The organism is Microvirga sp. M2 (assembly GCF_047497095.1).
GTDB lineage: Bacteria > Pseudomonadota > Alphaproteobacteria > Rhizobiales > Beijerinckiaceae > Microvirga.
In genome coordinates, this window is sequence record NZ_CP134064.1 from 330,470 (window position 1) to 356,913 (window position 26,444).

Genomic DNA, 26,444 nt, shown 5'->3' on the forward strand with positions numbered 1-26,444 from the left:
ATCGCTTCAAACCCCGTCTCCAATCACCCGATCGATGAAGCTTGCAATGAGTTCCTTCAAGGCTGCAAGCGAGGGTAGATCCATGAGCACCGCGATGTAACCCCGGATATCTTTGCTGCGCACAGAGAAGTTGATGTAGAGAAAGAGCACCAGCCCGCTGTCCAATCGCTCCTGCGTCAGCGTCAGCAACCGGGACCCGTCGCCCCGAACCACCTCCGGCAGGGAGATGTTGAGGGATCGCTTGAGCATATTCGCCATGGTCGCGAGACAGCCGTTCAGGATCACGTTGCCAGTCTCGGCCAGGGCCTCCTGCTCCATCTCGGCAATCTGATCGGGCGGCACGTCTCCGCCAATGATGGCGCGAACGAGATCCAGGCTGGTTGCCTGCGGAAAGATCAGCAGGGCGCGACCGGAGAATGCGCCTTCGAACTGCTGCTGGATAGCGACGAGTTCGTCCGGTTCGCGCTGCGCGATCAGGCGGACGGCCTCCTGCGGAGCCATGATCTCAACCGACGGCACGGAGAGGAGCACTTCCTCGCCGATCATCTTGCGCAGACTTGAGGCGGCGCGGCTGACCCCGATATTGACGAGTTCGGTCAGGGCGTCGCGTTCGAGCTCCGTGAGAGCTATGTCGTGGGCCATCATGTCACATGCCGCCTGACCGCAGGCGCAGAGCCGCTCCGGAAGCGAACCCCCTCAGCCCGTCCTCCGTCAGAGGCTTGCTGACAAAAGTGGCATTCACGTCGCGGGCGCGGGCGATCACCTCATCCTGGATATTGGCCGTGATCACCGCAATCGGCATGGTGGGATGACGGGAGCGGATTTCCGCCGCAAGCTCAAGCCCATCCATTTCCGGCATGTTGAAGTCGATCATGGCAAGATCGATGGACCGCTCGCTCAGGATCCTCAAGGCATCCTGGGCATTGCCGGCTTCGACCCGTTCCCACTCGGGATGCAGCGCTGCCAGGGCCTTGGCCGCCACAATTCGGGCCAGCTTGCTGTCGTCGACGATCAGAACGGTTATTGCCACTCAGGTACTCCGCCAGGGATGGGCTGCCCGGAACGACCGGATCGGCTTAAATGGTAAGTGCTATCAAGCTCTTTTAGAGGATGCCGGAAGAATGACAACCGTTCAGCCGCGCGGTGGTGCCATGTCGGCGGCGCGCCCCGTCATCAAAGCTGGGGTAATCCAGTCCCGCATGAAGGAATTCCTGCCGCTTCCTCTTAGAGCGGGTCTCAAAGCCATCAGGATCTGCAGAACGGCCGCGTGGAGGTGCTCGGCCTCCGTCAGGTCCACGATCCGGCTCCGATCGGCTTGCAGGTAGCCCAACAAAGGCTCGGCATCCTCGACCCGGCACGGTCCCTCCAGAACGATGACATCTCCATCCAAACGCACGCTCATCCGATAAGCTCCGGGATATCGAGGATCATCAGGACACTGCCGTCGCCGAGGAGCGTCGTCCCCATGATGCCGGGCATGCCGGAGAGAATTCCCGTCATGGGCCGCATCTGAACGTCCATCCGTTCGGCAAATCCATCCACGGCAATTCCGACGAGCTCGTTGCCGACTGCCATCACCAAGACCTTCGTGCCCATGGAAGACTCCGCAGCGCGGGGTAGGTCCAGCAGATCGGCGAGCCTGACCAGCGGAAGGGTCCGGTCGCGCCGGACGAAAGCCTCTGCCCCTCCGACTGGCAGAATGCCGGCTGTCGGCACGAAAGCCGTCTCGATGACGCTGTCGATGGGGATGCCATAAAGATCGGAGCCGACCCGGACCGCCACGACCCGCGTCATGACGATCGTCAGCGGCAGCGACAGGCTGATCGTCGTACCCCGCCCCAACCGGCTTTCGACACCGGCTTGGCCGCCCAGCCTTTCGACGGCAGAGCGCACCGCGTCCATGCCGACGCCCCGCCCCGAGAGATCAGTCACCTCCGCAGCAGTGGAAAAGCCGGGAGCGAAGATCAGCTCGGTAGCCTGCGCATCGCTCATGCGGTCGATCTCGTCCGCCGATGTGATCCCACGCTCGCGGGCCGCTCTGCGGATTGCCACGGGATCAATGCCGCGCCCGTCATCCTCCACCTCGACCACGGCCCGGTCGCCTTCGCGACGGGCCCGGAGCACGACCCGGGTGCTCCCGGGTTTTCCGAGTTCACGGCGTCGCTGTTCGCATTCGGCCCCGTGTCCGACAGCGTTGCGCAGCACGTGGAGAAGAGGCTCGAAAAGACCTTCCACGACGGCCTTGTCCGCCTCCACATCCTCCCCTTCCATGGAGAAGTCGATGGATCTGCCCAGCTGACCTGCGATGTCCCGCACAGCCCGTGGGAAACGGCGGAAGATATCCCGCATGGGCATCATGCGAACATCCATGACGGCCTGGTGCATCTCGGCCACCAGCCGGTCGATGGCGGCCTGGCTCGCGAGAAGGCCTTGAACCAGCTCCCTTTTGTCCAATCCGTCGCCGGACCGGCTCGTGAGATGCGCAAGGGCGTTCTTGGCGACGACCATCTCGCCGACCAGATCCGCCAGACGGTCGATCCGCGCCGTGTCGACGCGCAGCGTCCGCGCACCGCTTCCCTCGCCGGCGCCCGTCGCGGCACCTGGAGGAGCCGCATCGGATTCTTCGGCAAGTTTGCTTCCCGCAGTTCCGGCAATCGCCTTGAACGTCACCTGATCCGGGACGAAGCGGAAGACCGCCTTCACGGCATCGAGCCCTGCCCTGGACAGGGCTTCGACTTTCAGATTGCAGGAGAAGGGATCTATCTGTGCGGCAGGCGGCCATGGATCGCGATTCGTGACGCGGACGGCCACGAGGTCTGGAACGGCGCGCAGAAGCGCCATCGGGTCATCGCCTGCGAAGAAGCAGTCGGCGCGCGGCAGGTACCGGATCGCCACCAGGGGCACGTTCTGCGTCTGCAGCGCTGACGGTTCGGCGCTTCGCTCCAGCAACGCCTCGATCCAGGCAATGTCGGCCTCGGGCATCGTAGGGATTGGCCGGCTCGGTTCCTCGTCCAGCGTCGAGCGTAGCGCCTGCGCCAAACGATGTCCCTTTTCCGCAGCGTCGGGCGGGAGCTGACCCGTCTTTGCGATCGCGTCGACCCAGCTCTCCGACAGAGCGAGGCACTCGAGAAGGGTGTCGATCGCGTTGCTGCCAGGGCTCCCACGGCCTGCTCGAACTGCGCCTAAAAGATCCTCGGCCGCATGCAGCGCGAGACCCATGGGCGCAAAGTCGAACAGCCCTACGGATCCTTTGAGGGTGTGAACGGCCCGAAAGGCGCTCTCCAGATGCGCGCCCGTATGGGGTTCGCGCTCGAGAGCCAGGAGGTCGTCCGTGGCCTGCTGGGTCAGCTCGCGCGCCTCGACGATGAAGTGCTGGAGAAGATCATCCATCCCTGTCCCTCCCCGGCCGCTGATAGACGATCGCATCCTCGAAGCGACACAGATCGAATCGCTTCGAGATCCGGGTCATCGACTCGGTATGGCCGAGGCAGATGTAACCTCCCGGATGCAAGGCATCATAGAGATTGTTGGCCGTCAGAAGACGGGAGGCGTCGTCGAAGTAGATCAGAACATTACGGCAGAAGACGATATCGAACTTCCCCTGCTCCGCCACCGACGCGGCATCGACCAGATTGACGGAGGTGAACGTCACCGATTCCCGCAGGTCCTGGATGAGACGGCGCCGTCCGTCGCGGAGCGGCTCGAAATAGCGCTCGATCACATCGGGCGGCAGGCGCGACAGAGCGCGTTCTCCATAATCTCCGGCCCGCGCGTCCAACAGAGCCCGCGTATCGATATCCGAACCGACGATCTCGATATGATAGGCATCGACCAGGGGCCAGTTCTCGAGCAGCCAGATGGCGATGGAATACGGCTCCTCGCCGGTGGAGCACGGCACGGACCAGATGCGCACGAGATCACCCGGCCGTCTTGTCCGCACGATGCTCGGCAGAAGCGTGCTGCTCAGACAGAGAAGCTGATGCTCTTCGCGGTAGAAATACGTTTCATTGACGGTGAAGACGTTGATCAGGCGCTCGACCTCGTCCACGGCGGATTCGATATGCGCGAGATAGGCCGAAAAGGTGCGCATCCCCGTAGAGGCCATGCGCTCCGCAATGCGCCGTTCGATATAGTAGCGCTTGCTTTCACCGAAGATCATCCCGGTGCGACAATAGAGAAATTCGCAGAGGCGGCTGATCTCGTCGACCGTGAGCGCCTGAACCTTGCGGGGGCCGGTCATGAGCGGTCCACCATGTCCATGAGCCGGTCGGCGATCTTCTCCAAGGGAGCGATCACTTGCGCACCGCCGCGCCGCACGAGCTCGCCGGGCATGCCCCACACGATGGCGCTCTCTTCCGCCTCCGCGATGGTGCGGCCGCCCTTCGCCCGCAGGCGCGCCATGGCTTCGGCACCGTCGCTTCCCATCCCGGTCATCAGCACGCCGATCAGGCGCTCGGGCGCGAAGTCCTGCAGAGCGCTGTCCACCATGCGATCGACGCTCGGATGCCAGCGGTATTCCGGCAGCGACGGTGCGGGCATCACGATCGGACCGTCCGGGCGAACGCTGACGATGATGTCTGCATCACCTTTGCCGATATAGACATGGCCGGATGCGAGCCGCATCGGCTGAGTGGCCTCCGTGACGGTGAGCGCACAGAGCTTGTCGAGGCGACGGGACAGGGGGCCGGTGAATGAGCCGGGCATGTGCTGGGCTACCACGACCGGCCAGGGGAAATCGCCTGGCAGGCGGGACAGGAGGGCGTCGAGCGCCGGCGGGCCTCCCGTCGAGGTGCCGACCAGAACGAGCCCATGAGTCGGAGCACCCTTGATCCGCCGCTTCGATGGCGCCGCCGCAGGGTGCCTCGGCGGTGCCGCTGCGGGGACACGTTTCAAGCCACTGCGCAGACGCACCCGCTCGGCCAGCCGCAGGCTGCCGGGCAGGCGGGCGCGTGCCGCGGCACGCACCTTCTCGACGAGCCTTGGGGCAAGCGCCTCGATCTCCAAAGACACCGCCCGCACGGGCTTCGCGATGAAATCGACGGCACCGAGCTCCAGAGCCTGAAGGGTCACATCGGCGCCGGCCTCCGTGAGGGACGACACCATCACCACCGGACACGGTCGCAGCAGCATGATGCGGTCGAGACATGCGAGGCCGTCCATCTCGGGCATGTGGACGTCGAGCGTGATCACGTGCGGCTCGAACGCGGCGAGCTGCTCCAGAGCCTCCAACCCGTCGCGGGCATAGGCGATCTCGAAATCGCCCTCGGCCGTGAAGATCCGGCCGAGGAGGCGTCGCATCAGAGGAGAATCATCGACGATGAGCAGCCGGATCACGAAGCGGCCCGCTCCGGATTGTCCTCGGTCATCGCAGCGAGCAGGTCCTTTTCAGCCCTGTCCAGCAATTCGCGTGGATTGAGCAGAAGGATCATTCGTCCTTCGACCTCGATATTCGCGACGCGGTCGATGATCTGGCTCCCGTCTGCCGCGAGTTCGGGTGTCGGGCGAAGCTGGTTCTGAGGGATCTTGAGAACCTCCGACACCGTGTCGACGACGAAGCCGGCCTGCATGTGGTCGATTCTGACGACCACGATGCGTTCCCGCCGCCGCTCGCCCCGGGTCTCAAACTTGAAGCGCCGCCTCTGATCGATCACGGGAACGACGCGGCCGCGCAGATTCATGACGCCCTCGATAAAGGCAGGAGCCTTGGGCAAACGCGCCAGCGTGTCGGGCAGGCGTACCACCTCATCGACGGATCCGATGGGCAGACCATATTCCTCGCCGCCGAGTCGGAACACGATGAACTGCTCGTCATCGCTCAAGTGTCCATCGGCCGTGTCCATGTCGCGATCCATGTCGTAGCGTGTCTCCGATTGCGGCATCATCCGATCAATCAGGGTCTGATCCCGGAACAGATGGTCCGTCGACAGCACCGAGACCAGACGCCGTCCGCCATCGAGGCGGCAGATGCCCTGGATCTGAGCTTCCGCATTGCCACGGGTGAGGATCGCCGGCACGGGGTCGATGATACTGGCGGGAACCCGAAGGATCTCCCTCATGCCGTCGATGGCCAATCCCACCAGACCCGCGCCGATCCGCGCCACGACCACTCGGGGCCGGACACTGCCCTGCCCACCTGCGGGCAGGCCGAGCAGCCCGCGCAGCGATACCAGTGGCAGCAATTGTCCGCGCAGCGACATGACCCCCAGCATGACGCCATCCGTCCGCGGGACGATTGCGACTTCGTCGGGCAACGCCACGATCCCATGCACCGCGGTGAGCGGCAGTGCAAAATCCTGCCCGGCCACGGCGAAGCACACGAGGGCGACCTCGTCCCGCACGACGGCGCTCGGCGCCTGAAGCTCAAGAGGAGCCGCACTCTGTCTGTGCTGCATGGGACGGGCGAAGTTCCCGAAATCCTTGCCCAACAGTGCATCGAGATCGATCGGCTGCGCACGCGGGCCACCTTCGACACCCATGCCGGTCGTGTCGGCAGGCGCCGCGCCGCCCGCCTCCAGGGACACCACCTTGTCGATGACGAGGCCGACCGGGGCGCCGCGATCGACGACGACGACGCGGGCGGTCGCGCAAGGGCGGCCCGCGCATCCCAGAAGGCTGTGCAGCGCCACCACCGGCATGACCGCGCCGCGCAGGTTGGCAAGCCCCAGGAGGCTTGAGGGGCCGAGCGGCACGCGGGTGACGGCCGGAGGGCGGATTACCTCGGCGACATCGGATGCAGGCAAGGCAAAGCGCTCGTCCCCCACCTGCACCGTCAGGAACGTCTGCGCCGCAGCCGAAGGGGCCGCCCCGGACATTGTCTCAAGACCCCGTGATCTGGAGTTCGTCGGCCAGGGAGGCGATCTCCTCGATGGCCGCCGCCAGATCCTCGGCGCCACGCGCCTGCTGACGCGCTGCGGTGGCGGCCTGAGTTGCGGCACTGCCGGCCTGCTCAGCCACGACCGCAATCTGCTGAGTGCCCAGCCTCACCTCGCGCACAGCCGTCAAAATCGTCTCCGAGCCTGAGAGAATGGCGGCGCTGCCCTGCCGGATCGCCTCGACGTCCGCCTCGACGACCCCGAGTCTCTCGGCCGTCAGGGCGTTCTTCGCAACCTCCGTGTCCGCCACAATGGCGCTCTGCTCCAGATCACGCCGCACAGCGGCGATCTGATCGCGGATCTGGCGCACGACCTCCTTGATGCGGTCGGCATTCTCGGAAGCATCCCGCGCCAGATGACGGATATCGCCTGAGACGATCGCAAAGCCGCGGCCGGCCTCGCCGGTCCGGGCGGCTTCGATGGATCCGCTTACGGCCAGCATGTTGGTCTGAACCGCCACCAGGGCGATGCTGTCCACGATCTTTTCGATGCGCCGGCCGGATTCGTCGAGGCCGCCCATCAGGCCGATGACGGCCTGTGTCTCCCTCAATGCCTCCTCGACGCCGGAAGCCAGCCGCAACGTGGCCCTCCGGTTGTCCGACAGATCCGCCGACAAGGTCTCGATTCGCTTGACGGCGGCATTGGCCACGTCGCGCGAAGCGCTGGTCGCCTGCTCGATCTGCTCCATGGCCGTATTGGCCTGCTGGGTGGCTGTGGCCTGCATCTGCGCACCCCGGCCGATCTGCCCGACAGCGGTCATGATCTCGCCGGCGGCCCCCGATAGTTCCTGAATGGCGGCCGACAGCTCTTCGGCCGCCGATGCGACCTGCTCGGCCGCCGTCGACCCTGCCGTATTGGACTGCAGCTCGTCCGCGAGGACCGCCAGCGCCTGTGCGCTCTGCTGGCTCTGATCCAGGGATGCGCTCTGCTGCTGAACGGCCCGCTGAGCCTCGGCAGCGGCCGCAGCCTGTTCCTCGGCGGCGCTCGCCACCTGCTCGGCACCACGCTGAGCCTCGCGGATCGCAACCTCCGCCTCGACGGCAGTCACGAGAATGGATTGGCTGCCCTCGGCCAGGATGGATACGTCCGTGCGGATCTTGTCCAGAGCCGCCACGACGGTACGGCCGATCTGAGCCTCGGTGCTGGCTGTTTCAGCCACGGTTCTGATTTTTTCCGCCACCACCCGAACGTCGCTGACGATACCGTCCGCCATCGTCCGGATGTCCTGCGCGCTTTTCTCCGAAGCCCCGGCCAAGGCACGCACCTCGTCGGCCACGACCGCAAAGCCTCGCCCGTTCTCCCCCGCACGGGCCGCCTCGATGGCGGCGTTGAGGGCCAACAGGTTGGTCTGGTCGGAGATGTCACCGACCGCACGGGTGATTTCGCCGATATCGGCCGCCTGCTTTTCCAGGAGGGCGATGACGTCGACCATCGCCTTCTGGCGGGCGGCATTGGCCTCCACGGCCCCGACGGAGGCGTCGATCTGGGCCCCGGTTTCGATCAGAAGGGCTTGAAGACCGGAGGTCTTCACGCGTGAGAATTCCGCATGTCCGCGGGCTTGTGCGAACTGAGCGCCGAGGCTCATGATGGCTGCCAGGGATTGCTGCGATGCGCCGGCCGCCTCCTCGGCTCCGCTGGCAATCTGCTCCATGGAGCGCCGCAACTCTTCCGCGGCCGACGAAGCCTCGGCAACGCCGCTGGCGAGTTCCTCGGTGGCGGCGCCGATCCGCTCCGCTGCCTGCTGCTGCCGGGCTCGAACCCGCTCGACCGCCCGGCGCTGGGATGTCGCTCCCCGCGTGTCGGCAGGAGATCCATTCTTAGCAGGCGGCTCATCACCGACCGGACGTGGGCTGCCCTTGCCCGGAAGCTCGGACGTCTTGACCAGTGCCATTGAGGTCCCTTGAAATCTGTAAACGGTGTTCGGCCGCACCGCCTCGACCGGCAAGCCACCTGCTGGCTTCGTCGCAACGGGATAGAGGAAGTGTCACCTTTATAGTTGCCGATCCCGTCTGAGCAAGGCGTCGCCTCAACTCATCCCAGGCAATGAAGCGTGAAGGATCTCCGAACGGATCCCCGCCCCCCACCGCACCTCGTTCGTCTCTGCTCCGTTCGACAACGTCCGAACCGCATCGCGATCGCCGCTCTCTCCCTGCCGCGAGCATCAGGGTTCCGGCGGCCGGCGCCGCCCCTCTGCAGCTTCCCGATCCAACGACCGGAGGTTTCCCGAGCTTCAGGTCGAAGTCCTATAACATTGAGTTATAAAATTATGAGATTTATGTATTTGCGTTATCCGAACCGGAGGAGCAGGACAGCCGGACACCCTTGATGAAGGTACCGTGATCCGATGAACGACCGATTGATGCGCCTGCTCCCCGGCATTGCCTTGAGCGCGGCAATTTCCTTCGCGGCCATTGGCCTTCAACACCTGGAGGAGGCCTGGACCGGGCGGGCGTGGCTGGAAGCGCTCGTCATAGCGATCCTTCTCGGAACGGTGGTCCGCACCGCCTGGACCCCTGACGCCCGCTTCGCTCCCGGAATCGGCTTCTCGGCCAAGATGCTGCTCGAAATCGCCGTCATGCTGCTCGGCGCCTCGATCAGCTTCCAGGCCGTGATGCAGGCGGGTCCAGGCCTCATCCTGGGCATCGCCGTCGTGGTGGTGGTCGCCATCGCGGCGAGCTACGGCCTCTGCCGCGGGCTCGGGTTGCCCAAGCGCATGGCCGTGCTGGTGGCTTGCGGCAACTCCATCTGCGGCAACTCGGCCATCGCGGCGGTGGCGCCGGTGATCGGCGCCAAGTCGGAGGATGTCGCGTCCTCCATCGCCTTCACGGCAATCCTCGGCGTCATCGTGGTGCTGAGCCTCCCCCTCCTGGTACCGGCCCTCGGTCTGTCCGAGACGCAGTACGGCGTTCTCGCGGGCCTGACCGTCTATGCGGTGCCGCAGGTGCTCGCCGCGACCCTGCCTGTCGGCCTGGTCAGCACCCAGCTCGGGACCCTGGTGAAATTGGTCCGGGTGCTCATGCTGGGTCCCGTCGTGATCGGCCTTTCGCTCGCCATGGGCCGCAACGGGACGAGCCGGCCGGGCTTCTCCCTCAATCGTTTCGTGCCGTGGTTCATCATCGGATTCCTGGTCCTGGCGGCCCTGCGTTCGACCGGCCTGATCCCCGACATGGTGCTACGCGCCATCATGCCGCTGACGACCTTCCTGACTGTGATCGCCATGGCGGCCCTGGGACTCGGCGTCGACCTCAAGGTGCTCGGCAGGGTCGGCGGACGAGTGACCCTTGCCGTCACCCTCTCGCTTCTCGCCCTGCTGGCCGTCAGCCTGGGCCTCATCCGGCTTCTCAACATGGCTTAGCGCATCGCCGGATGAGAGAGCCTCAGCTGGTCCAGCGATGTCGGATCTCGCAAAAGATGACGAGCGATGAGGATCCATGAAGTCGCCACTGTCGTTCCGTGATGCCTGACACTCCAACGGCAGGCATAAGACGCAGCTCATCCGCGATACCCGGAATGGCGACTGAGTGAGCTATCCTTCCGAGATCGGCAAACGGCCATGCCTTCGAGTTACTCCGCAGATCTGAGCGTGTGAGCTGCGGTTTCCGCGAAGACTGGGCGGTCCGATCTGGTTCGCCAGGTCAAGCCTCATGGCATTCGCATGCTTGTGTCCTGGGACGTCTCACGGATCAACGCGCGTAACGCCGGATCTTCCGTCGCGATATCCGGATGACGGCTGGTCTCTTCCCACAGCATGGCGTTATCGCTGCTTCGCTTTTTTAACAGGCGATGGCCGCGGAAATGCACAGGCGCGACACCGGATCGCATGACGAACGATCTCCGTTGCAGGCGCGAATTCCTGTGCCGCGAGCATCGGACATGACGGCATGCCGATTTCGTTCATACATCCTGTTTCGAGATGAACTCGCTTGAAGCAGCGGCGTCTGGCCCTCGGCAAAAGGAAGTAGCCATCAAGCATACTATCCTTTCTAGAGTGCCCCAATCTCCCGAGATGTTGCTATCAAACCAATGAATTTGGCCACGCCACGGCGTAATGATGGCGAAACAAAGATCGCAAAGGAGGAGACGTGCCGTTTTACGCTGCTTCTACATTTCCGGCATTTGATTTTTTCATCATCTGCCTTTCGAGAAATCTTCCAGCACCTCTCCCCTTATTCAACATCAGCACCTTTCAAAACTGAACGGTAGGGAACACACATGAAGCGGATCCTCTTTGCCGCCGCGTCGGCTGCTGCGCTGCTCGCAACACCGGCGCTCGCACAATCGACCGGCACTTCGACCAGCAATTCTGGTGCTACAGCCATCGTGAATGGAGACACCATCTACAACCCTGCAAAGACGCGGCAGCGAATTGCCTCCACGGCCTCAGGCATTGCGCCCGGCCTTACAGCGGCAGGCGTCCATTCATGTGCCGGCTCCGCATCGATCGGCGTCGGCGGCGTCGGCTTCAATTTCGGAGCGGGAGCGACCTACGAAATGCAGGAGTGCAACCGGCGTGCTTACGCGGCGACGCTGATGGGCATGGGGCAGAACGCTGCCGCTCTCGCCCTCGTATGCAACAACCCGGAGGTTCAGACAGCTCTCAATCAAACGGGTGTCGTGTGCCCTCAACAGCGTGCTGCGATCCAGCAGGCACAGGCACAGGCTGCGGCTATCGGACAGCCCGTCGTCTATTACGGTGACGGCTCCGGTCATTCGGCAGGCACGCGCTACATCCCGGCCAACGGTCAGGGTGGCGCGCCGCTGATCCCGATCAGCGCGGACACTCGGGCGCGATATGCCTCCACCACCGGGTCGATCGGATCGGCCGCTCTCGCAGCGCCACCGTTTTGCTTCAATCCCCGCACCTACAACCCGTCGCTCTGCACTGGCATCGGTGCGCCTCAATAAGGCGGCGCAGCCTGAAGGGGCACGGGTGTATGAACCGCGCCCGGCGACCCTTTCAGGGTGCGGACAAGACTTCCGTCACCGGTGCAATCGAAACGATCGCATTCAATTTGCGACCATCTTCCCATTCAAGGAAATATCTGATGCGTAAGCTCATTCTTTCATCTGTGGCTCTCGTTGCCCTGACCGGGGCCGCCCTGGCGGGACAGTCGTCACGCCCCGGCCACGGCCCGCAGAACAATCAGCCGGACGTCAATGCCCGCGCCCATGGCTATCTCTACAACCGTGAAGTCGCCAATGCTCGTCAAATGAATGCGACAGCCTATGTCGACGCAACGGTCAGCCATACGCAATCGGGCGGTTCCTCCTGGACCGTGAATGGCGCACATCAGTTCCAGGCGACGGCGAACAATGGCGTCGCGGCGGCGAACTCGCAGGGTGCTGCCAACCAGGCCGCCTCCTCGTCGTATGAAGGCATGATGAGGGGTGCGGCTGCCGGCAACGCTTCGATCACGGATCAGGGCGGCTTCGCTCAGGTCGGCAACGTTGCCGCCGGCAACGTCCTGACGCCCAGCACCGGTCAGGCACAGGGCTCGACCTCGGGCGGCTTCTCGGGCGGCGGAAGCTACACCAATACCAACACCTATACGGGCTCTGTCTATGGCTCGGTGACCTACAACAGCGCTTCGCAGTCCAATGCGAGCGGCTATGGCGCCGGCGGTGCGATTTCGTACCGGAACTAACCGCGTCGCCATCAGGGCAGGGCTTCAGTCCCTGCCCTTCCTTCGCAAAGGAACGTTCCGACGCAATCGAACAATCAGCAGTATCCGACATGAGACACACCATGCGAAGCGCCATCCTGTCCGCCATCGGTCTTCTCGTCTTGAACTGCGCGGCTCAAGCTCAGACGGCCGGCGCCCGCCCTCATTCCGGCACTTTGGGAGTCTTCCTCGGGAACCTGCCGCTGACGAATTCGCAGAACCTCGTGGCGGGCCAATTATGGGAGCAAGGTGTCCGGGCCTCCCAACAGGCGATCGGCCCGAATACGCAGTCCTACGCCATCTCGAACGCCCATGCGAGCATGCGGACGACGTCGAACGCGTCGACGACCAGCACCACGAACATGTCACGCAGAACCGATGGCCGCTCCGGAACGGGTTTTGTCACCAACAGCGGACAGAACGAATTCTACATCTGGGGCGATACGCGCTTCGACACGATCACCAAGAACGGCATCGGCGCCGCCTGGGGTCGCAACAGCGGCAATGTCGCAAGTTCGGCGACACTCAATAACGGCGGTTCCGCCGGAAGCGTTTCGTCCAACTCTTCGACCAGTTCAAGCTCCTCGTCGAATGCCACGGCCGTAGCGGGTGGAGGGCTGCGCCGTTGATCGGGAGAATGGGGCGGAAGACCGCTGCCCGGCCGGTTTCGTCGCGGACCGCGCGATGAGGCGGCCGGATGGCCTGATCCAGGCGATCCTCGCCGATGCTCTCGCTCACTTGTCCCCGGGCGTTGCGGCGGCGAATGCACGGGCCGTGTCGTAGAACTCGACGAAGTCGACGGCCTTCCCGTCCCGGAATCGCCATATGTCGACCTTCGGGGTGTCTGCGACCTTGCCGGTCGTCTTGTGGCGCCACGCCACCCGGCCGATCGCCACGACCCGATCATCCTGGGCAATGAAATCCTTCATGTCGAAGGAGACCATGTCCCAATCCCGCGTCAGCCCCTCCAGATAATCGAGGATTTCGCTTTTGCTGCTGCGGCGCGCCGAAAAGGGCATTTCCGGCGCGCCGTTTGCCAGCGAGTCGAGAGAAATGTCGTCGGACATGATCTCCATCCAGCACTCGTTATCGACGCCCTTCTGCCCCGACCATCGCTCATAAACTTCTTTGAGGGTCGCGACATTCTCGCTTTCGATCGTCATGGAAGCCTCCTGCTAGCCCCATCGATTCAGGATACCGTCGAACCCCTTCGGCAGAGCGCGACCTGCTTGGGGCGGAACGGCTGCCGAGTCGAATGATAGGTTCGAAGACCCGGCGGGCTAACGCACTATGAAGAGGTAGCCGAAGACCTATCGGCGCTCTCGCCGACACCAGGAGTTCGGATCGACACGCCTGCTGGCCTCTCCAGCCGCGATGCGAGCCCGGACCCGGCCATGCGGCCCAGCACAGTTCTTCCCCTGCCTATCGCGGTCGTGGCTCCGATGGCCGCGGGAGGTATGTACATATTTTGCTCTATAAATGCAATCATTATTGCATTTATAGAATCATTTATGCAATGATGCTTTGCGCGGCGGATGGCTCACGGCAGCTTCGGCCGTGCCGTGAATGAGCCAGGCAAACACAGGAGCGATTGATGGCGACCGTCGTGATGGGCGCGCTTGGAGCCTTCCGGATCCACGAGGCGTTCGGGCACCGCGGTCCGTCCCTGCCGGCCCCTGTCGATGCTTCGTCTCCTGACGGTGCGCATGGGTCGCACCGCGCTCTGGACGGACCGGGCGCCGGTTCTTGCCGATGCCGCCTTTGCCCCTCCCGCCTCCCGAGAACAATGTTCTGAACCATGCCTCCGACCGCCCATATGACGAGCACCGGACGAAACCATCGCATCGTCGACCTTCGCGCAGCAGCCGGAGGACGCCTCAAGCGGCTGCCGCATATCCTGCGGATCATGCTGGAGAACGTGCTGCGGAACGCGGGCGACGACTCACCTCGGGCCAAGGCGGCGATCCTCGACTGGCTCGGCAGCGGACGCAGCGAAGACGAGATCCCGTTCCTGCCGGGCCGCATCCTGATGCACGACACCACCTGCGGACCAGCCCTGGTCGACATCGCCGGCATGCGCGCTTCCCTGGCCGAGGCGGGGGTCGATCCGAGCCGCCTCAATCCCGTCCTGCCCGTCGACGTCTCGACCGACCATTCCCTCGCCGTCGACGTATTCGGCACGACCGACGCGCTCCGGCGCAACATGGAGCGCGAGTTCGGGCGCAATGCGGAACGCTACCGCTTCATGAAGTGGGCGACACGCGCCCTCACCGGAGTGCGCGTCCATCCGCCGGGCACCGGCATCATGCATACGCTCAATCTTGAACGGCTGGCGACCGTCGTCACCACCGTCGAGCGCAGCGGCGTATCATGGGCCGTGCCCGACACGCTGATCGGAACCGACAGCCACACGCCGATGATCAACGGTATCGGCGTGCTCGGCTGGGGCGTCGGCGGATTGGAGGCGGAGAGCGTTGTCTTCGGCATGCCCGTGATGATCCGTGTGCCGGACATCGTCGGCGTTCGCCTGACCGGACGCCTGAGGCCGGGCGTGCTTGCGACCGACCTTGCATTGACCGTCACGGAGCGCCTCCGGCGCATCGATCTGGCGGATCGTTTCGTCGAATTCTATGGGAGCGGAGTCTCGACGCTGTCGGCGGGCGACCGGGCCGTCGTCGCCAACATGGCCCCGGAATTCGGCGCCAATTCGGGCTTCTTCCCCATCGACGGGCAGACGCTGCGCTACCTGCGCGAGACCGGCCGCTCCGCGGAGCACGTTCAGCTTGTCGAGGAATATGCGAAGCGGCAGGGCCTCTGGTTCGATCCGGAGGCCGCTCCGCGCTTCAGCGACACGATCGCAATCGACCTCGGCGAGGTCGAGGTCAGCCTCGCCGGTCCCCGGCGCCCTCAGGACCGCATTCCGGCCGGGACGACCGTCGCGGCGCTCGCACCGATGCTGGCGGAACGGCCCATCACGACCTCTCCCCAGCAGCCCGGCAACGGGTCCGTGGCGATCGCCGCGATCACGAGTTGCACGAACACGTCCGATCCCAGGCTGCTGATTGCGGCCGGCCTGCTCGCCCGCAAGGCGCGCCGCTTCGGCCTGACGCCGCCCGCCTGGGTGAAAACGTCTCTCGCGCCCGGTTCGCCCACTGCCGAGCGCTACCTGCGTCGCGCCGGATTGCTCGAGGATCTCGAAGCCATCGGTTTCGGCATCGTCGGCTACGGCTGCACGACGTGCATCGGCAATTCGGGCCCGCTGCCTTCCGTCATCGAGGAGGCCCTGGCCGAGCGAGGGATCCTTCCCGTGGCGGTCCTCTCGGGCAACCGCAATTTCCCGGGGCGCGTCCATCCGCAGCTCGAAGCGGGCTTTCTCGCCTCTCCGCCGCTGGTCGTCGCCTTCGCTCTCGCGGGCGACGTCAATCGCAACATCCTGGCCGATCCCATCGGCCGCTCCTCCCTTAGCGAGGAGATCCGTCTGGCGGAACTCTGGCCCGGCGGCGACGAGATCGACGCCGCCTTGGCCCAGGCCATCGATACGCGCGACTACGATACCTCGTACGACGCGGCCGAAGCCAGCCGGACGTGGCACGGGCTCGATGCGCCGGCGACGGATCTGTTTCCGTGGGACGACAATTCAACCTATATCCGGCGTCCTCCCTTTGCGGGCTTCGGCAAGGGCACGCTTCTCGGAACCTATGCGGCGCATCCGCTGCTCGTTCTCGCAGACGACGTGACCACCGATCACATCTCCCCGGCGGGACAGATCCCGCCCATGAGCGAAGCCGCCGGCTACCTGATCGAGCGTGGCGACGATCCTGGCGATCTGAACGTCTTCGCATCCCGGCGCGGCAACTGGGAGGCGATGGTGCGCGGCTTGTTCACGAACAAATCGGTCCGCAATCTCCTCGATCCTCACATCGCACCGGGCTTCACGATCCATGCAGGATTGGGCGAGCCGCTTCCTCTCTGGCGCGCGGCCGAACGCTATGCGGCCGAAGAGGTCCCGGTGGTCGTCGTCGCAGGCGAACGTTACGGCATGGGTTCGTCCCGCGATTGGGCCGCAAAAGGCGTCGCCCTGCTCGGTGCCCGCGCCGTGCTCGCCTCGAGCTTCGAGCGCATTCATCGCTCGAACCTGATCGGCATGGGCATCCTGCCCCTTCGCCTTCCGGCGGAACGCCACCCGAGCCACCTGAATCTGCGGCCCGGCGACCTGCTCGTCATCGAGGCCGATCCCGCGAGGATCGGCCCGCGAGGCGCCGTTCCGGTCACGATTCGCCGCGTGTCGGGAACAAGCGAAACCTTCACGACTATTGCCGCCATCGAAACGGGGCTCGAGGTCGAGATCCTGCGCGGCGGCGGCATCATTCCGCTCATTCTGCATCGCGTCACCGAGGCGGCGGGCACAAGCCGCACGACGGATGCATCCGTGTTCGCCGGCAGCGGCGAGAACCATCGGCGAGAGGCTTCGCCGAGCATCAGACGCTGAGCGGCAACGTCCGCTCTCGCGTTCAATACCTCACGCAAACCAAGGGAGGAACTCGTGAGCCACTTTACCAAGACGGTCCGCGGCGTCGCCATCGCCGCCATGACGCTCGTCGCATCGTCGGCCTTCGCGCAGCAGGAGCTCAAGATCATGGCGCCGGCCGGACCCGGCGGCGGATGGGATTCAGCCGCTCGCTCGATCCAGCAGGTGCTGATGCAGACGGGTCTCGCCAAGGGCGTCCAGGTGGTGAACGTCACCGGCGCGGGCGGCACCGTGGGCCTTGCCCAGTTCGTCAACCAGGCGAAGGGCGATCCGAACCAGCTCATGGTCAACGGCATCACCATGGTCGGGGCGATCCTCACCAACAAGGCCCCGGTCACGCTCGATCAGGTCACGCCGATCGCCCGTCTCACGGGCGATCCGCTCGTGATCGTCGTGCCCGAGAACTCGCCCATCAAATCGATCAGGGAGCTGGCCGATGCCGTAAAGGCCGATCCCGCGAAGGTGACCTGGGCGGGCGGCTCGGCCGGCGGCGCCGACCACATCCTCGCGGCACTGTTCGCGAAGGCGGCCGGTTCGGATCCGGCGAAGGTGAACTACATCGCGTTCTCGGGTGGCGGCGAGGCCCTGGCGGCCATGCTCGGAGGACGCGTGACGGCCGGCATCTCCGGCTACGGCGAGTTCGAGAGCCAGATCAAGGCCGGCAAGCTGCGGGCGCTCGCCATCTCGTCCGGCAAGCGGCTTGCCAATGCCGATACCCCGACCCTCAAGGAGCAGGGCATGGACGTGGAGGTCGTGAACTGGCGCGCCATCATGGCGGGCCCCGGCATCACGGCAGACCAGAAGCAGGCCCTCACCGGGACCGTCGACAAGCTCGTCAAGTCCAAGGAATGGGCCGAGATCCTCAAACAGCGCGGCTGGGAGGACTTCTATCTCGCCGGCGCCCCCTTCGCGGACTTTCTCAAGGAAGAGCAGGTTCGCGTCGGCGACGTGCTGAAATCCGTCGGTCTCGTGAAGTCCTGAAACCCGGCTCGGGACGACAGGTACGGTATCCTCGGGCCGGCCCGAGGATACCATGAACCCGGCAAATCGGATAAAGGAGAGAAAAGCCGTCTTGGGATCGGGTGCGAGGATATGCTCATGACTTCAGTCGGAGAGCGTGCGGTCAACGGAAAGCGAGAGTTGACCGAGGGGCTCGCCGCGCAGATTCTGGAGCATATCCGCGGAGGCGGACTGTCCGAGGGAACCCACCTGACGGCGCAGGAACTGTCCGAGCGCTTCAGCGTGTCCCGTTTTCCTATCGGCCAAGCCCTGCAGCTGCTCGCCGCCAAGGGGGTCCTCACCCATCGGCCCAACCGCGGCTACTTCGTCTGCGATATTGGGAACGCCTCGCCGGAGAGCCTGGGCCTCGCCGCCCGGGACGACACCACCAGCGCCTACTTCCGGATTGCCGAGGATCACCTTCACGGACGCCTCCCCGATCCTGCCTCGGAGGCCCATCTCAAGGAGACCTACGGAGTCACCAAGGCGCAGCTGAACACCGTTCTGGGACGGATTGCCCAGGAGGGCTGGGCCGAGCGCCGCCCCGGCTACGGCTGGTCCTTTTCGCCTATGCTGACGACGCCCGAGAGCCTGGAGCAGACCTATCGGGTGCGTCTGGCCCTTGAGCCTGCCGCCCTCCTGGAGCCGACCTATCGCCTCGATCCGGATGTCGCCGCCCGCTGCCGCGAAGCAGAACTCCGGCTGCTCGCCGGCGCCATCGAGACGGACAGCGCCGACGCGCTCCACGAACGCGGCGTGCGCTTCCACGAGGCGATCATCGGCGCGTCCGGCAATCCCTTCTTCCTGGAGGCGGTGCGGCGCATCAACCGCGTCCGGCGCCTTTTGTCGTATCGTTCGATGGTCGACCGCCGGCGCTACCGCCAGCAATGCGAGGAGCACCTCGAGATCCTCGACCTGCTTGAGCAGCGAAAAAACGAAGAGGCGTCGCAGGCCTTGCGCCGCCATCTGCAGCACACCATCGGCAACCTCCAGAAGATCAGGCCGATCCTGGAGCCCTGACCCGGCGGATGGGTCGGTTCCGAAGCGCATCACGCGGGCGGTCGCGGTCTGCGCCCGACGGGTCCTGGACAGCCGTCGTTGCCGCCGGGTTTCCCGCAAGCGCAAGCCGGGACACCCGCTCACGCGTCGGCATCTTGAACCTCAGCGGAGGGGCGGAACGGCGAGGATGTCGATATCGAGCGACCGCAGGACTTCCTCGGTCACGCTTCCCAGGAGCATCTTGGCGATGCCTGAGCGACCGTGCGTTCCAACGATCAGAACATCAGGCTTCGATTGCTCCACGACCGCGGCAATCACCTCGAACGGGGAGCCCTCCTCGATACGCATCGATCGCCGGTGATCATCAAGCCCGTTCGCATCCAGGAACGCGATCAGCTCCTTGGTGGCCCGGACGCGCGCGTCGGCAACGTACCTCTCAATCGTCTCCCGGCTGAGTCCCGCATAAGACAACTTCCCTTTCGCCAGCGGCAGAAAGGCATGAACAAGCGCGAGCTGAGCCTTGCCGGGCAATCCCAGAGCCATGCCGGTTTTGATGGCGTTGAGGGATGGCTCGGACATGTCGACTGCGGCCAAGGCCGTGCGGTAAGTCTGATCCACCTCCCGGTTCACCATCAGGACCGGGAACGGGCCGGTTCGGATCACACGCTCGATGGTGGTTCCGACCATGATATCGCGCAGAAGCTGCTTGCGGTGAGCTCCCATGACGACGAGGTCCGCCCTCGTCGATGCGGCAGCGCGCAGGATACCGTCGAAGGGGTCGCCTGCGACGACGAGAGCGTGCGAGCGAATCCCGCTCAGCTCGGCGATCGCGCCGATCTGTTCGCCAAGGATCCGTTCAGCCTCACGCCTTTCGAGCGCGACGAGGTCCTGCGGCTGATCGTCGTCGACGACATGCACAAGGGTGATTTCGGCACCATTGTCCCGCGCCAGAAGGCCAGCCCGCCGCACAGCCAGCTGCGAGCGGGTCGAGAAGTCCGTTGCCGCGAGGATGTGCATGGGTCCGTCTCCTATGGTTTCGGCTCATCCACAGCATCGGACGTGGCATCGAGCCCGCATCCGATGCAGTCGGTCTATGATCTTGAGCATCTCACCCCGCAAAACCGGTTCCCACTTCCCGCGTTCGATGCGCTTGGGACGGTATCATCCTATCGCTGCCGTTGGCAGCTGTGGCGCATCGTTCTTCAGGACTGAAGAACTGTAGGTCAATATCCCCTTCGCGGCGACGTCTTGCCCGACCAGAATCCGAAGAGAGGCTCCAAAATGGGGGTCAGGAGCAAGCTTTCACAGTCCGACCACACAACCGGGTCAGCTTTGAGGCGTCGAAGCGGACCGGACTCTTTCTGCACTGACCAGAGCCGGGCGACGAGGAAAAGAACGAATGCCACGGGTGCAAAGCCCAAGCACCGACAGGCCTGCACTGGCAGGGACAAAACCGGCTCGGCCCCCGTGTTTTCACCGCACGAGTTCGGAGTTTTCCCCGTAGCCAAAGCGAGCGGTAAAGGTCAAGCTCCTCGCTCGCCTTGCAGGCGGCCGGTGCCGGTGCGGTCCGTCGGTGGACACGGGACTGCCGTTCGACGAGTGGATGAGGCGGCGCCGGAGCAACCGGATCCGCCTCGGGCGGTCTGACGATCGCGCTCGACGCCCTCGGCGAGACCTACATGAACCTGGCCGCGCAGCTCGGCATCGATCCCGCCCTCCTGCATCGCGTCGCGGTCATCGGCTCCGGCATGCTCGACATCCTGCCGCACAACGGCGCGGTGGTATCCCTGCTCGCCCTATGCGGCTCGAGCCACCGCGAGAGCTATTTCGACATCGTCATGGTCGGGATCGTCAGCTCGCTTCTGGCGCTGGCCGCGGTGATCGGCCTCGGCTCACTGTTTGGCACCTTCTGAGGGCGCGGGAGATGGTCACAACGCACCTCTCGTCATCCCTTTTCGTCATGGCCGCACCCGTTGCGGCCATCCACGTCTTGGGAGCCATTGCGGTTTGAAGACGTGGATGCCCGGGTCAAGGCCGGGCATGACGGGAATGATGCTCCCACGATAGAACAGAGCATCGAACGCAGGAAGTGGGAACCGGTTCGCGTGAAAAGCTGCGCGAAACCATAGGCTTACAGCATCCGATGTGGGCTCGATCGCGCGTCCGATGCTGTAGTACCAATGGAAATGCGCGCATCTGGTCGCTCACATTTCTTCGCCCGGCAATTCGCTGGCTTGCTTCACCCAGTTGGCGAACTGCGCTTCATCGAATTGTTCCTCGTAGATATCGAGGTAGCGCACTCTCCTTTGCGATGACTTTCCAGGCGGAAGAGGGTTCAACGACGCGCCATTGAAGAATGCGACCTTTATATACTTTGTGAAACAATGAAAACTGAGGAACCATCCTTTGCCTTCGATGCCATAGAACGGCGAATTCCATTTAACGGCCTTGCTCACTCCAGGAACGGTGCGCTCGATGAGGGCGTCGAGGCGACACCCAATGTCGCTTTTCCAACCCGGCATGGCCGCGATGTAGGCTCGCACCGGAGCGTCGCCGTATCCCTTGGCGATTTGGGGATTGCCGCCTGAGAGAAGCACAACCTCACCGGACAGCGGCTTTGGCCTCATCTTGCGCAGTTTGTCTGTCTCCATCGCAGTTGCTTTTGCGCGCCTTGTCGACTTCTCATGTATCTTGTCAGTCACCTTGCTTACCCCTTCCCTACGGCCCTCTTGCGCAAGCGCCGCATCAGCGCCCCCACCTGTACCCACTTGTGAGCGGAGGCATCGTGCCCCTCAAGGAAAGCACCATTGCGGTCACGCAAGAATGACATTCCTTCGTTCAACTCGTAGCAGCAGTGTCTGACCGAATCCATTCAGAGGACAAGGCGCTCTCCAGCCCCACCATGCGACACCACTTCACTCCGCCGCAAGCTCCGCCGGCTTGCCGCCTGCGAAGTCAAGCCCCTGATGTTCGCACAGTCGACGGTAGAGGCCGCCTCTGCGATAGAGACTGTCGTGGTTGCCCTCCTCCACGATCCGCCCCCTCTCGAACACGAGAATCCGGTCGAGGCTCCGCACGGTGGACAGGCGATGCGCGATGACGATGGAGGTTCGCCCCACCATCAACCGCTCCATCGCCTGCTGGATCTGCACCTCCAGCTCCGAGTCGAGCGCCGAGGTCGCCTCGTCCAGGATGAGGATCGGCGCGTCGGCGAGAAACGCCCGCGCGATGGCGACGCGCTGGCGCTCGCCGCCCGAGAGCTTGACCCCGCGCTCGCCGACAAGCGTCGCATAGCCCTTCGGCAGGCCGGTGATGAAATCATGCGCGTTGGCAAGGCGAGCCGCGCGCTCGATGTCCTCCATGCCCGCCCCGGGCTTGGCATAGGCGATGTTCTCGGAAAGCGAGCGATGGAACAGGATCGGCTCCTGCTGTACGATCGCGATCTGCGAACGCAGGGACGCCTGGTGCATATCGGCGATGTTGCGCCCATCAATGAGGATCTCGCCACCATTCACATCATAGAGGCGCTGGATCAGCTTGACGAGCGTGGTCTTGCCCGACCCGGACGGCCCCACAAGCCCCACACGCTCGCCAGCGCGAATGGTCAGCGACAGATCCCTGTAGAGGGGTGTATCGTGGCCTGCATAGTGGAAGGTGACGTGGTTGAACTCCACCTCCCCGCGCATGATGCGAATTGCGCGCGCACCGGGACGGTCGAGCACACCGATTTTTTCGCCCGTAATCGCGACAAGCTCCTCCATGTCGTTCACGGAGCGGCGCAGATTGTTGATGTGCATGCCCACATCGCGCAGGTAGCCGTGGATCACGAAGTAGGTGGTGAGCACATAAGCAAGATCTCCCGGTGTGGCGCGATTGTTCCACCATAGCCAAATGGCCGTGCCGATGATGGCGACCCGGATGCCGAGCAATGCGACGAACTGCACCGTGCCGCTATTCGTCCCCCGCTGCCAGACGCGGCGGGTGCGACTCTGCCACTTGCCGACGACACGCGTGAGGCGCGCATCCTCCCGGGCCTCGGCACCGAAGGCTTTCACCACCGGATTGCAGCTCAGCGCATCCGCCAGCGTACCACCCATGCGCGTGTCCCAGTCGTTCGCGAGCCGCGCCGCCGGAGCCACATAACGTGTGGCGAGAAAACCCGTCATCGCGATATAGGCCAGCGAACTCACACCGACGACGAGGCCCATGATGGGCCAGCGCAGACCGAGCACGATCATGGAGCCCGCGAGCACGGTGAGCGAGGGCAACAGCGCCAGAAGAAGCGTGTCATGCATGAGGTCGAGCGCCCACATGCCACGCGTGATCTTGCGCACGGTCGAGCCCGCGAAGCTGTTGGCATGCCAATCTGTGGAGAAGCGCTGCACGCGCGCGAAAGCATCCTGCGCCACACGTCCCATAATGCGGAGGGTCAGCTCCACAATGCCGTAAAACGACAGGTGCCGCATCACGATCATGACGAAGCCGAGGCCCGTCATGATCGCGAAGGCGACAAGCGCTGCATTCAAAGCTTCCTCGCGGTTGCCGCCACTTTCGGCAAGGGCATCCACCAGACGGCCCGCGAAAACCGGCATGAACACGTCCGCGAGCGTGGAAATCATGATCGTGCCGACAACGAGCGCCACGTAACGCGGCTCGTTCCGCCAGTGCTGGAAGGTGAATCTCAATACATCGCGGGTCGCATCCCCGCGCTTGGTCTGCTTCGTCATGGACATGAACAGGCTGCGCCGGGACGCACCTCTCCTGAATACGTGCACGAGCAGCACGAATGGCTCCAACGGATGCGCGAGAGCTGCCCGACGTTCGGTGAAAATGGGGATGAACTTATGCGTGCGGGATCAGATGTCCCGCGGAACCGGACCTAGCGTCCGGACGCGGGAGGAATGTTCAGCAAGCGTTTCACAGCCATGCAGCCCTCCCTCTCGAAAATAAGCCTGCTCGAACAGTAGTTCAGTTGCGTCAACTTGGCAACTACATGATTGTTTCGACCGTGCTGCACCGAATGGAGGGTTAGCGCGTCGAACTCAAAAGCGGGTACCGGTTCTGTGCGAAAAGATACACAAGACCATAGACTTACAGCATCGGATTTGGGCATGAAATCGAACACACATCCGATGCTGTCGTCTGCGGAAAGCTCGGTTGCCCGAAGCAGGCTGCCCTGGACCTCACGCTGAATGAATCGATTTCAGGATGAGTTCGGCCCCGAGAAGCAGCAGGCAGGCGAGAAACCAGCGCCGGAATCTCTCCGGGCTAACCTTCAGTCTTACGACCTGTCCCAACCACATCCCGAGGAGCGCGGGCGCGATCGCCAGGGAGGATAGGGCCAAACCGTCGAGATGGAACGCCCCACGCCATGCCAGTCCTGCGGCAAGAGCCATCGTCGACACCGTAAAGGAGAACCCTAGGCCCTGAACAAGATCGTCTTTGCTCAACCGAAGAGCCTGAAGATAGGGAACAGCCGGGATGACGAAAACGCCTGTGCCTCCGGTAATGACGCCGGTCGTCAGACCGACCAGGGGCGACAACCATGTCTCGAAAGAGGCCGGTACGGAGATCTGCCGAGCCACCAGGGTAAAACCGGCATAGACCATCAGGATCGCCCCGAGGCCTGCGGTCGTCCATTGTGTCTGTCCGCTCATCAGAATGGAGGATCCCGCCAGCGTGCCGAGCACGATCCCCAGCATCATGAGCCACAGCCGGCGGACCAGCGCGGCAAAGCTCGGACCGCAGACCAATTGCCAGACATTTGTGACAAAGGACGGGATGATCAGCAGCGCCGCCGCGGCGACCGGTGACATGATTGCCCCCAGCACACCCATGGCCACCGTCGGCAAACCCATGCCGGTGACACCCTTGACGAAACCGGCAAGGAGAAAGGTCAGGCCGATCGCGAGAAGATGCCACACGGAAAGATCGAACATGGCCTATTGGCCCATGGGATGGTGAGCGGCGCAATGCGGATGTTTCATAGCCAGCCTTCGGCCTTTCCGAAGGCTGGAGGAAAGAATGTCCGATCAGCGGCCGTGAGAGCCTGCTTCGGGTGAAACCTTAATGACCCCGTGACCGGAGAGCGTCTTCCGTTCCCCACTCGAGCAGGTACTCGATCCATTGTCATTGGGTGGCTCATAGCCCTGATAAGCTGCGTATCTTATCCGGCCGCTCGCCCGGCGCGGGATGACGCCATCGAAACGAGGGCCGCGAGCGCGACCACGAGGGGAACGAACGATACCCGGAGCACCATGTCCCATCCGTAGGTGGTCAGCAGGCTGCCGGACGAGAACGAGCCGACCGCCATCGTGCCGAACACCAGGAAGTCGTTCAGGGACTGCACCCTCGTCCGCTCTTCGGCACGATGGCACTCCAGCACGAGCGCCGAGGCACCGACGAAGCCGAAGTTCCAGCCGAGGCCGAGCAGGATCAGGGTCAGCCAGAAATGCGCCACATCCACCCCGGTCAGTCCGATGGCGGCGGAGGCGGCGGTCAGGGCCAGGCCGGCGGCGACCACGCGGGGCGCGCCGAAGCGCGTGATCAGCCGTCCGGTGAAGAACCCCGGGGCATACATCGCGATGATGTGCCATTGCAGGCCGACATTGGACGCTTCCTGCGACAGCCCGCACAGGCGCATCGCCAGCGGCGCGGCCGTCATGATGAAGTTCATGAGCGTGTAGGAGACGACCCCGCAGATCACGGCGGTGATGAAGCGGGGCTGGCGCACGATGGCGCTCAGAGGGCGGCCACCGGCCGCCTCCGCGGCGGTGGGCATCGGAACCCGGACGCCGAGCAGGACGAGGGCGGACACGGCCGCGACAGCCGCTTGCGCCAGATATGTCGCCGCGAACAGGTAGGGCTGCCACAGGTCCATGGTGTAGGTGACGAGCTGGGGGCCGATCACCCCGGCGAACACCCCGCCCGCCATGACCGTGGACAGGGCCCGCGGGCGACGCGTTGCCGGGACGCAATCGGCCGCCGCGAACCGAAACGAGAGGACGACGGCGGCATAGGCCCCGCCGAAGAACATCGCGGCGCAGAACAGCCAGAATGAGCCCCGCACGACCGCAAGGGAAGCCAGCAGTCCGACGAGCACACCGGATCCCGTTCCCGTCAGGAACGCGGCGCGGCGGCCGTGGCGGCGGGCGATGGCGCCTGCCGGCAGAGTGCAGGCCGCCATGCCGACCACGAAGATGGAGATCGGCAGCGTGGCCAGCGCCTTGCTGGGAGCCAGCATGTTGCCGACGATGGCGCCGGTGGCGTACACCACCGCCGAGTTGGCTCCTCCAAGCGCCTGCGCAATCGCCAGCCGCCAGACATCGGCGTTCCCGGAGCGGATTGCGGGCGCGACCCCGGTCACGGCATCGGCATTCATCT

At 64.2% G+C, this 26,444-nt stretch carries 21 protein-coding genes and 1 pseudogene; 8 read left to right on the top strand and 14 right to left on the bottom strand.

Features of this window, described 5'->3' with window-relative positions; translation table 11 throughout:
• Nucleotides 1–6: 6 nt before the first annotated feature.
• The 8 genes from RE429_RS21325 to RE429_RS21360 all read right to left on the bottom strand — a co-directional run bounded on the left by RE429_RS21325 (nucleotide 7) and on the right by RE429_RS21360 (nucleotide 8,763).
• Nucleotides 7–645, bottom strand: a complete 639-nt coding sequence (locus RE429_RS21325; protein WP_414475347.1) for a chemotaxis protein CheX — start codon at nucleotides 643–645, stop codon at nucleotides 7–9.
• A 1-nt stretch (nucleotide 646) separates the two neighbouring features.
• A complete protein-coding gene (locus RE429_RS21330; RefSeq protein WP_414475348.1) occupies nucleotides 647–1,030 on the bottom strand; it encodes a response regulator transcription factor in 384 nt (127 codons plus the stop codon).
• Between the two features lie 102 nt (nucleotides 1,031–1,132).
• Complete coding sequence (locus RE429_RS21335; RefSeq protein WP_414475349.1) at nucleotides 1,133–1,402, bottom strand: hypothetical protein; 270 nt, start codon at nucleotides 1,400–1,402, stop codon at nucleotides 1,133–1,135.
• Nucleotides 1,399–3,390 carry a chemotaxis protein CheA gene (locus RE429_RS21340; RefSeq protein ID WP_414475350.1) on the bottom strand — a complete coding sequence of 664 codons (1,992 nt, stop codon included), beginning with the start codon at nucleotides 3,388–3,390 and terminating at the stop codon, nucleotides 1,399–1,401. The genes RE429_RS21335 and RE429_RS21340 overlap by 4 nt, the downstream gene beginning before the upstream one ends.
• Nucleotides 3,383–4,240, bottom strand: a complete 858-nt coding sequence (locus RE429_RS21345; RefSeq protein ID WP_414475351.1) for a CheR family methyltransferase — start codon at nucleotides 4,238–4,240, stop codon at nucleotides 3,383–3,385. Before RE429_RS21345 ends, RE429_RS21340 begins: the two co-directional genes overlap by 8 nt.
• Nucleotides 4,237–5,334 carry a chemotaxis-specific protein-glutamate methyltransferase CheB gene (gene cheB, locus RE429_RS21350; protein WP_414475352.1) on the bottom strand — a complete coding sequence of 366 codons (1,098 nt, stop codon included), beginning with the start codon at nucleotides 5,332–5,334 and terminating at the stop codon, nucleotides 4,237–4,239. The genes RE429_RS21345 and cheB overlap by 4 nt, the downstream gene beginning before the upstream one ends.
• On the bottom strand, nucleotides 5,331–6,812 hold the full coding sequence (locus RE429_RS21355) for a chemotaxis protein CheW (RefSeq protein ID WP_414475353.1): 1,482 nt from the start codon (nucleotides 6,810–6,812) through the stop codon (nucleotides 5,331–5,333). Before RE429_RS21355 ends, cheB begins: the two co-directional genes overlap by 4 nt.
• Nucleotides 6,813–6,816: 4 nt before the next feature.
• Nucleotides 6,817–8,763, bottom strand: a complete 1,947-nt coding sequence (locus tag RE429_RS21360) for a methyl-accepting chemotaxis protein (RefSeq protein WP_414475354.1) — start codon at nucleotides 8,761–8,763, stop codon at nucleotides 6,817–6,819.
• A 453-nt stretch (nucleotides 8,764–9,216) separates the two neighbouring features.
• Between RE429_RS21360 and RE429_RS21365 the strand changes: the two genes are divergently transcribed.
• From RE429_RS21365 to RE429_RS21380, 4 genes are all read left to right on the top strand, one after another.
• Complete coding sequence (locus RE429_RS21365; protein WP_414475355.1) at nucleotides 9,217–10,227, top strand: YeiH family protein; 1,011 nt, start codon at nucleotides 9,217–9,219, stop codon at nucleotides 10,225–10,227.
• Between the two features lie 857 nt (nucleotides 10,228–11,084).
• Complete coding sequence (locus RE429_RS21370) at nucleotides 11,085–11,777, top strand: hypothetical protein (protein WP_414475356.1); 693 nt, start codon at nucleotides 11,085–11,087, stop codon at nucleotides 11,775–11,777.
• Nucleotides 11,778–11,917: 140 nt separating this feature from the next.
• On the top strand, nucleotides 11,918–12,517 hold the full coding sequence (locus RE429_RS21375; RefSeq protein WP_414475357.1) for a hypothetical protein: 600 nt from the start codon (nucleotides 11,918–11,920) through the stop codon (nucleotides 12,515–12,517).
• Nucleotides 12,518–12,618: 101 nt separating this feature from the next.
• The gene (locus tag RE429_RS21380; protein ID WP_414475358.1) at nucleotides 12,619–13,164 is read left to right on the top strand and encodes a hypothetical protein; all 546 of its coding nucleotides are present in this window, start codon (nucleotides 12,619–12,621) and stop codon (nucleotides 13,162–13,164) included.
• Between the two features lie 105 nt (nucleotides 13,165–13,269).
• Here the strand turns inward: RE429_RS21380 and RE429_RS21385 are convergent, their stop codons facing one another.
• Entirely contained in the window at nucleotides 13,270–13,698 is a 429-nt protein-coding gene (locus RE429_RS21385) for a nuclear transport factor 2 family protein (RefSeq protein WP_414475359.1), read from the bottom strand.
• 635 nt (nucleotides 13,699–14,333) lie between these two features.
• Here RE429_RS21385 and acnA point away from each other — a divergent pair.
• From acnA to RE429_RS21400, 3 genes are all read left to right on the top strand, one after another.
• Entirely contained in the window at nucleotides 14,334–17,024 is a 2,691-nt protein-coding gene (acnA, locus tag RE429_RS21390; RefSeq protein ID WP_414475360.1) for an aconitate hydratase AcnA, read from the top strand.
• Between the two features lie 99 nt (nucleotides 17,025–17,123).
• On the top strand, nucleotides 17,124–18,044 hold the full coding sequence (locus RE429_RS21395; protein WP_414475875.1) for a Bug family tripartite tricarboxylate transporter substrate binding protein: 921 nt from the start codon (nucleotides 17,124–17,126) through the stop codon (nucleotides 18,042–18,044).
• Between the two features lie 117 nt (nucleotides 18,045–18,161).
• Nucleotides 18,162–19,082, top strand: a complete 921-nt coding sequence (locus tag RE429_RS21400; protein WP_414475361.1) for a GntR family transcriptional regulator — start codon at nucleotides 18,162–18,164, stop codon at nucleotides 19,080–19,082.
• Nucleotides 19,083–19,223: 141 nt separating this feature from the next.
• Here RE429_RS21400 and RE429_RS21405 read toward each other — a convergent pair whose 3' ends face one another.
• Nucleotides 19,224–20,078, bottom strand: coding sequence for a universal stress protein (locus RE429_RS21405; RefSeq protein WP_414475362.1), 855 nt, complete (start codon nucleotides 20,076–20,078; stop codon nucleotides 19,224–19,226).
• Nucleotides 20,079–20,674: 596 nt separating this feature from the next.
• On the opposite strand from RE429_RS21405, the pseudogene RE429_RS21410 reads away from it, so the two are divergent.
• Nucleotides 20,675–20,974: pseudogene (locus RE429_RS21410) on the top strand (GntP family permease); the annotation flags it as partial.
• 291 nt (nucleotides 20,975–21,265) lie between these two features.
• Here the strand turns inward: RE429_RS21410 and RE429_RS21415 are convergent.
• The 4 genes from RE429_RS21415 to RE429_RS21430 all read right to left on the bottom strand — a co-directional run bounded on the left by RE429_RS21415 (nucleotide 21,266) and on the right by RE429_RS21430 (nucleotide 26,442).
• Nucleotides 21,266–21,712 (bottom strand): DUF1801 domain-containing protein, encoded by a 447-nt coding sequence (locus RE429_RS21415; RefSeq protein WP_414475363.1) that lies wholly within the window; start codon nucleotides 21,710–21,712, stop codon nucleotides 21,266–21,268.
• Between the two features lie 264 nt (nucleotides 21,713–21,976).
• Entirely contained in the window at nucleotides 21,977–23,794 is a 1,818-nt protein-coding gene (locus tag RE429_RS21420; RefSeq protein WP_414475876.1) for an ABC transporter ATP-binding protein, read from the bottom strand.
• Nucleotides 23,795–24,244: 450 nt separating this feature from the next.
• On the bottom strand, nucleotides 24,245–25,000 hold the full coding sequence (locus RE429_RS21425) for a sulfite exporter TauE/SafE family protein (protein ID WP_414475364.1): 756 nt from the start codon (nucleotides 24,998–25,000) through the stop codon (nucleotides 24,245–24,247).
• Nucleotides 25,001–25,227: 227 nt separating this feature from the next.
• Nucleotides 25,228–26,442 (bottom strand): MFS transporter, encoded by a 1,215-nt coding sequence (locus RE429_RS21430; RefSeq protein WP_414475877.1) that lies wholly within the window; start codon nucleotides 26,440–26,442, stop codon nucleotides 25,228–25,230.
• Between the last annotated feature and the right edge of the window lie 2 nt (nucleotides 26,443–26,444).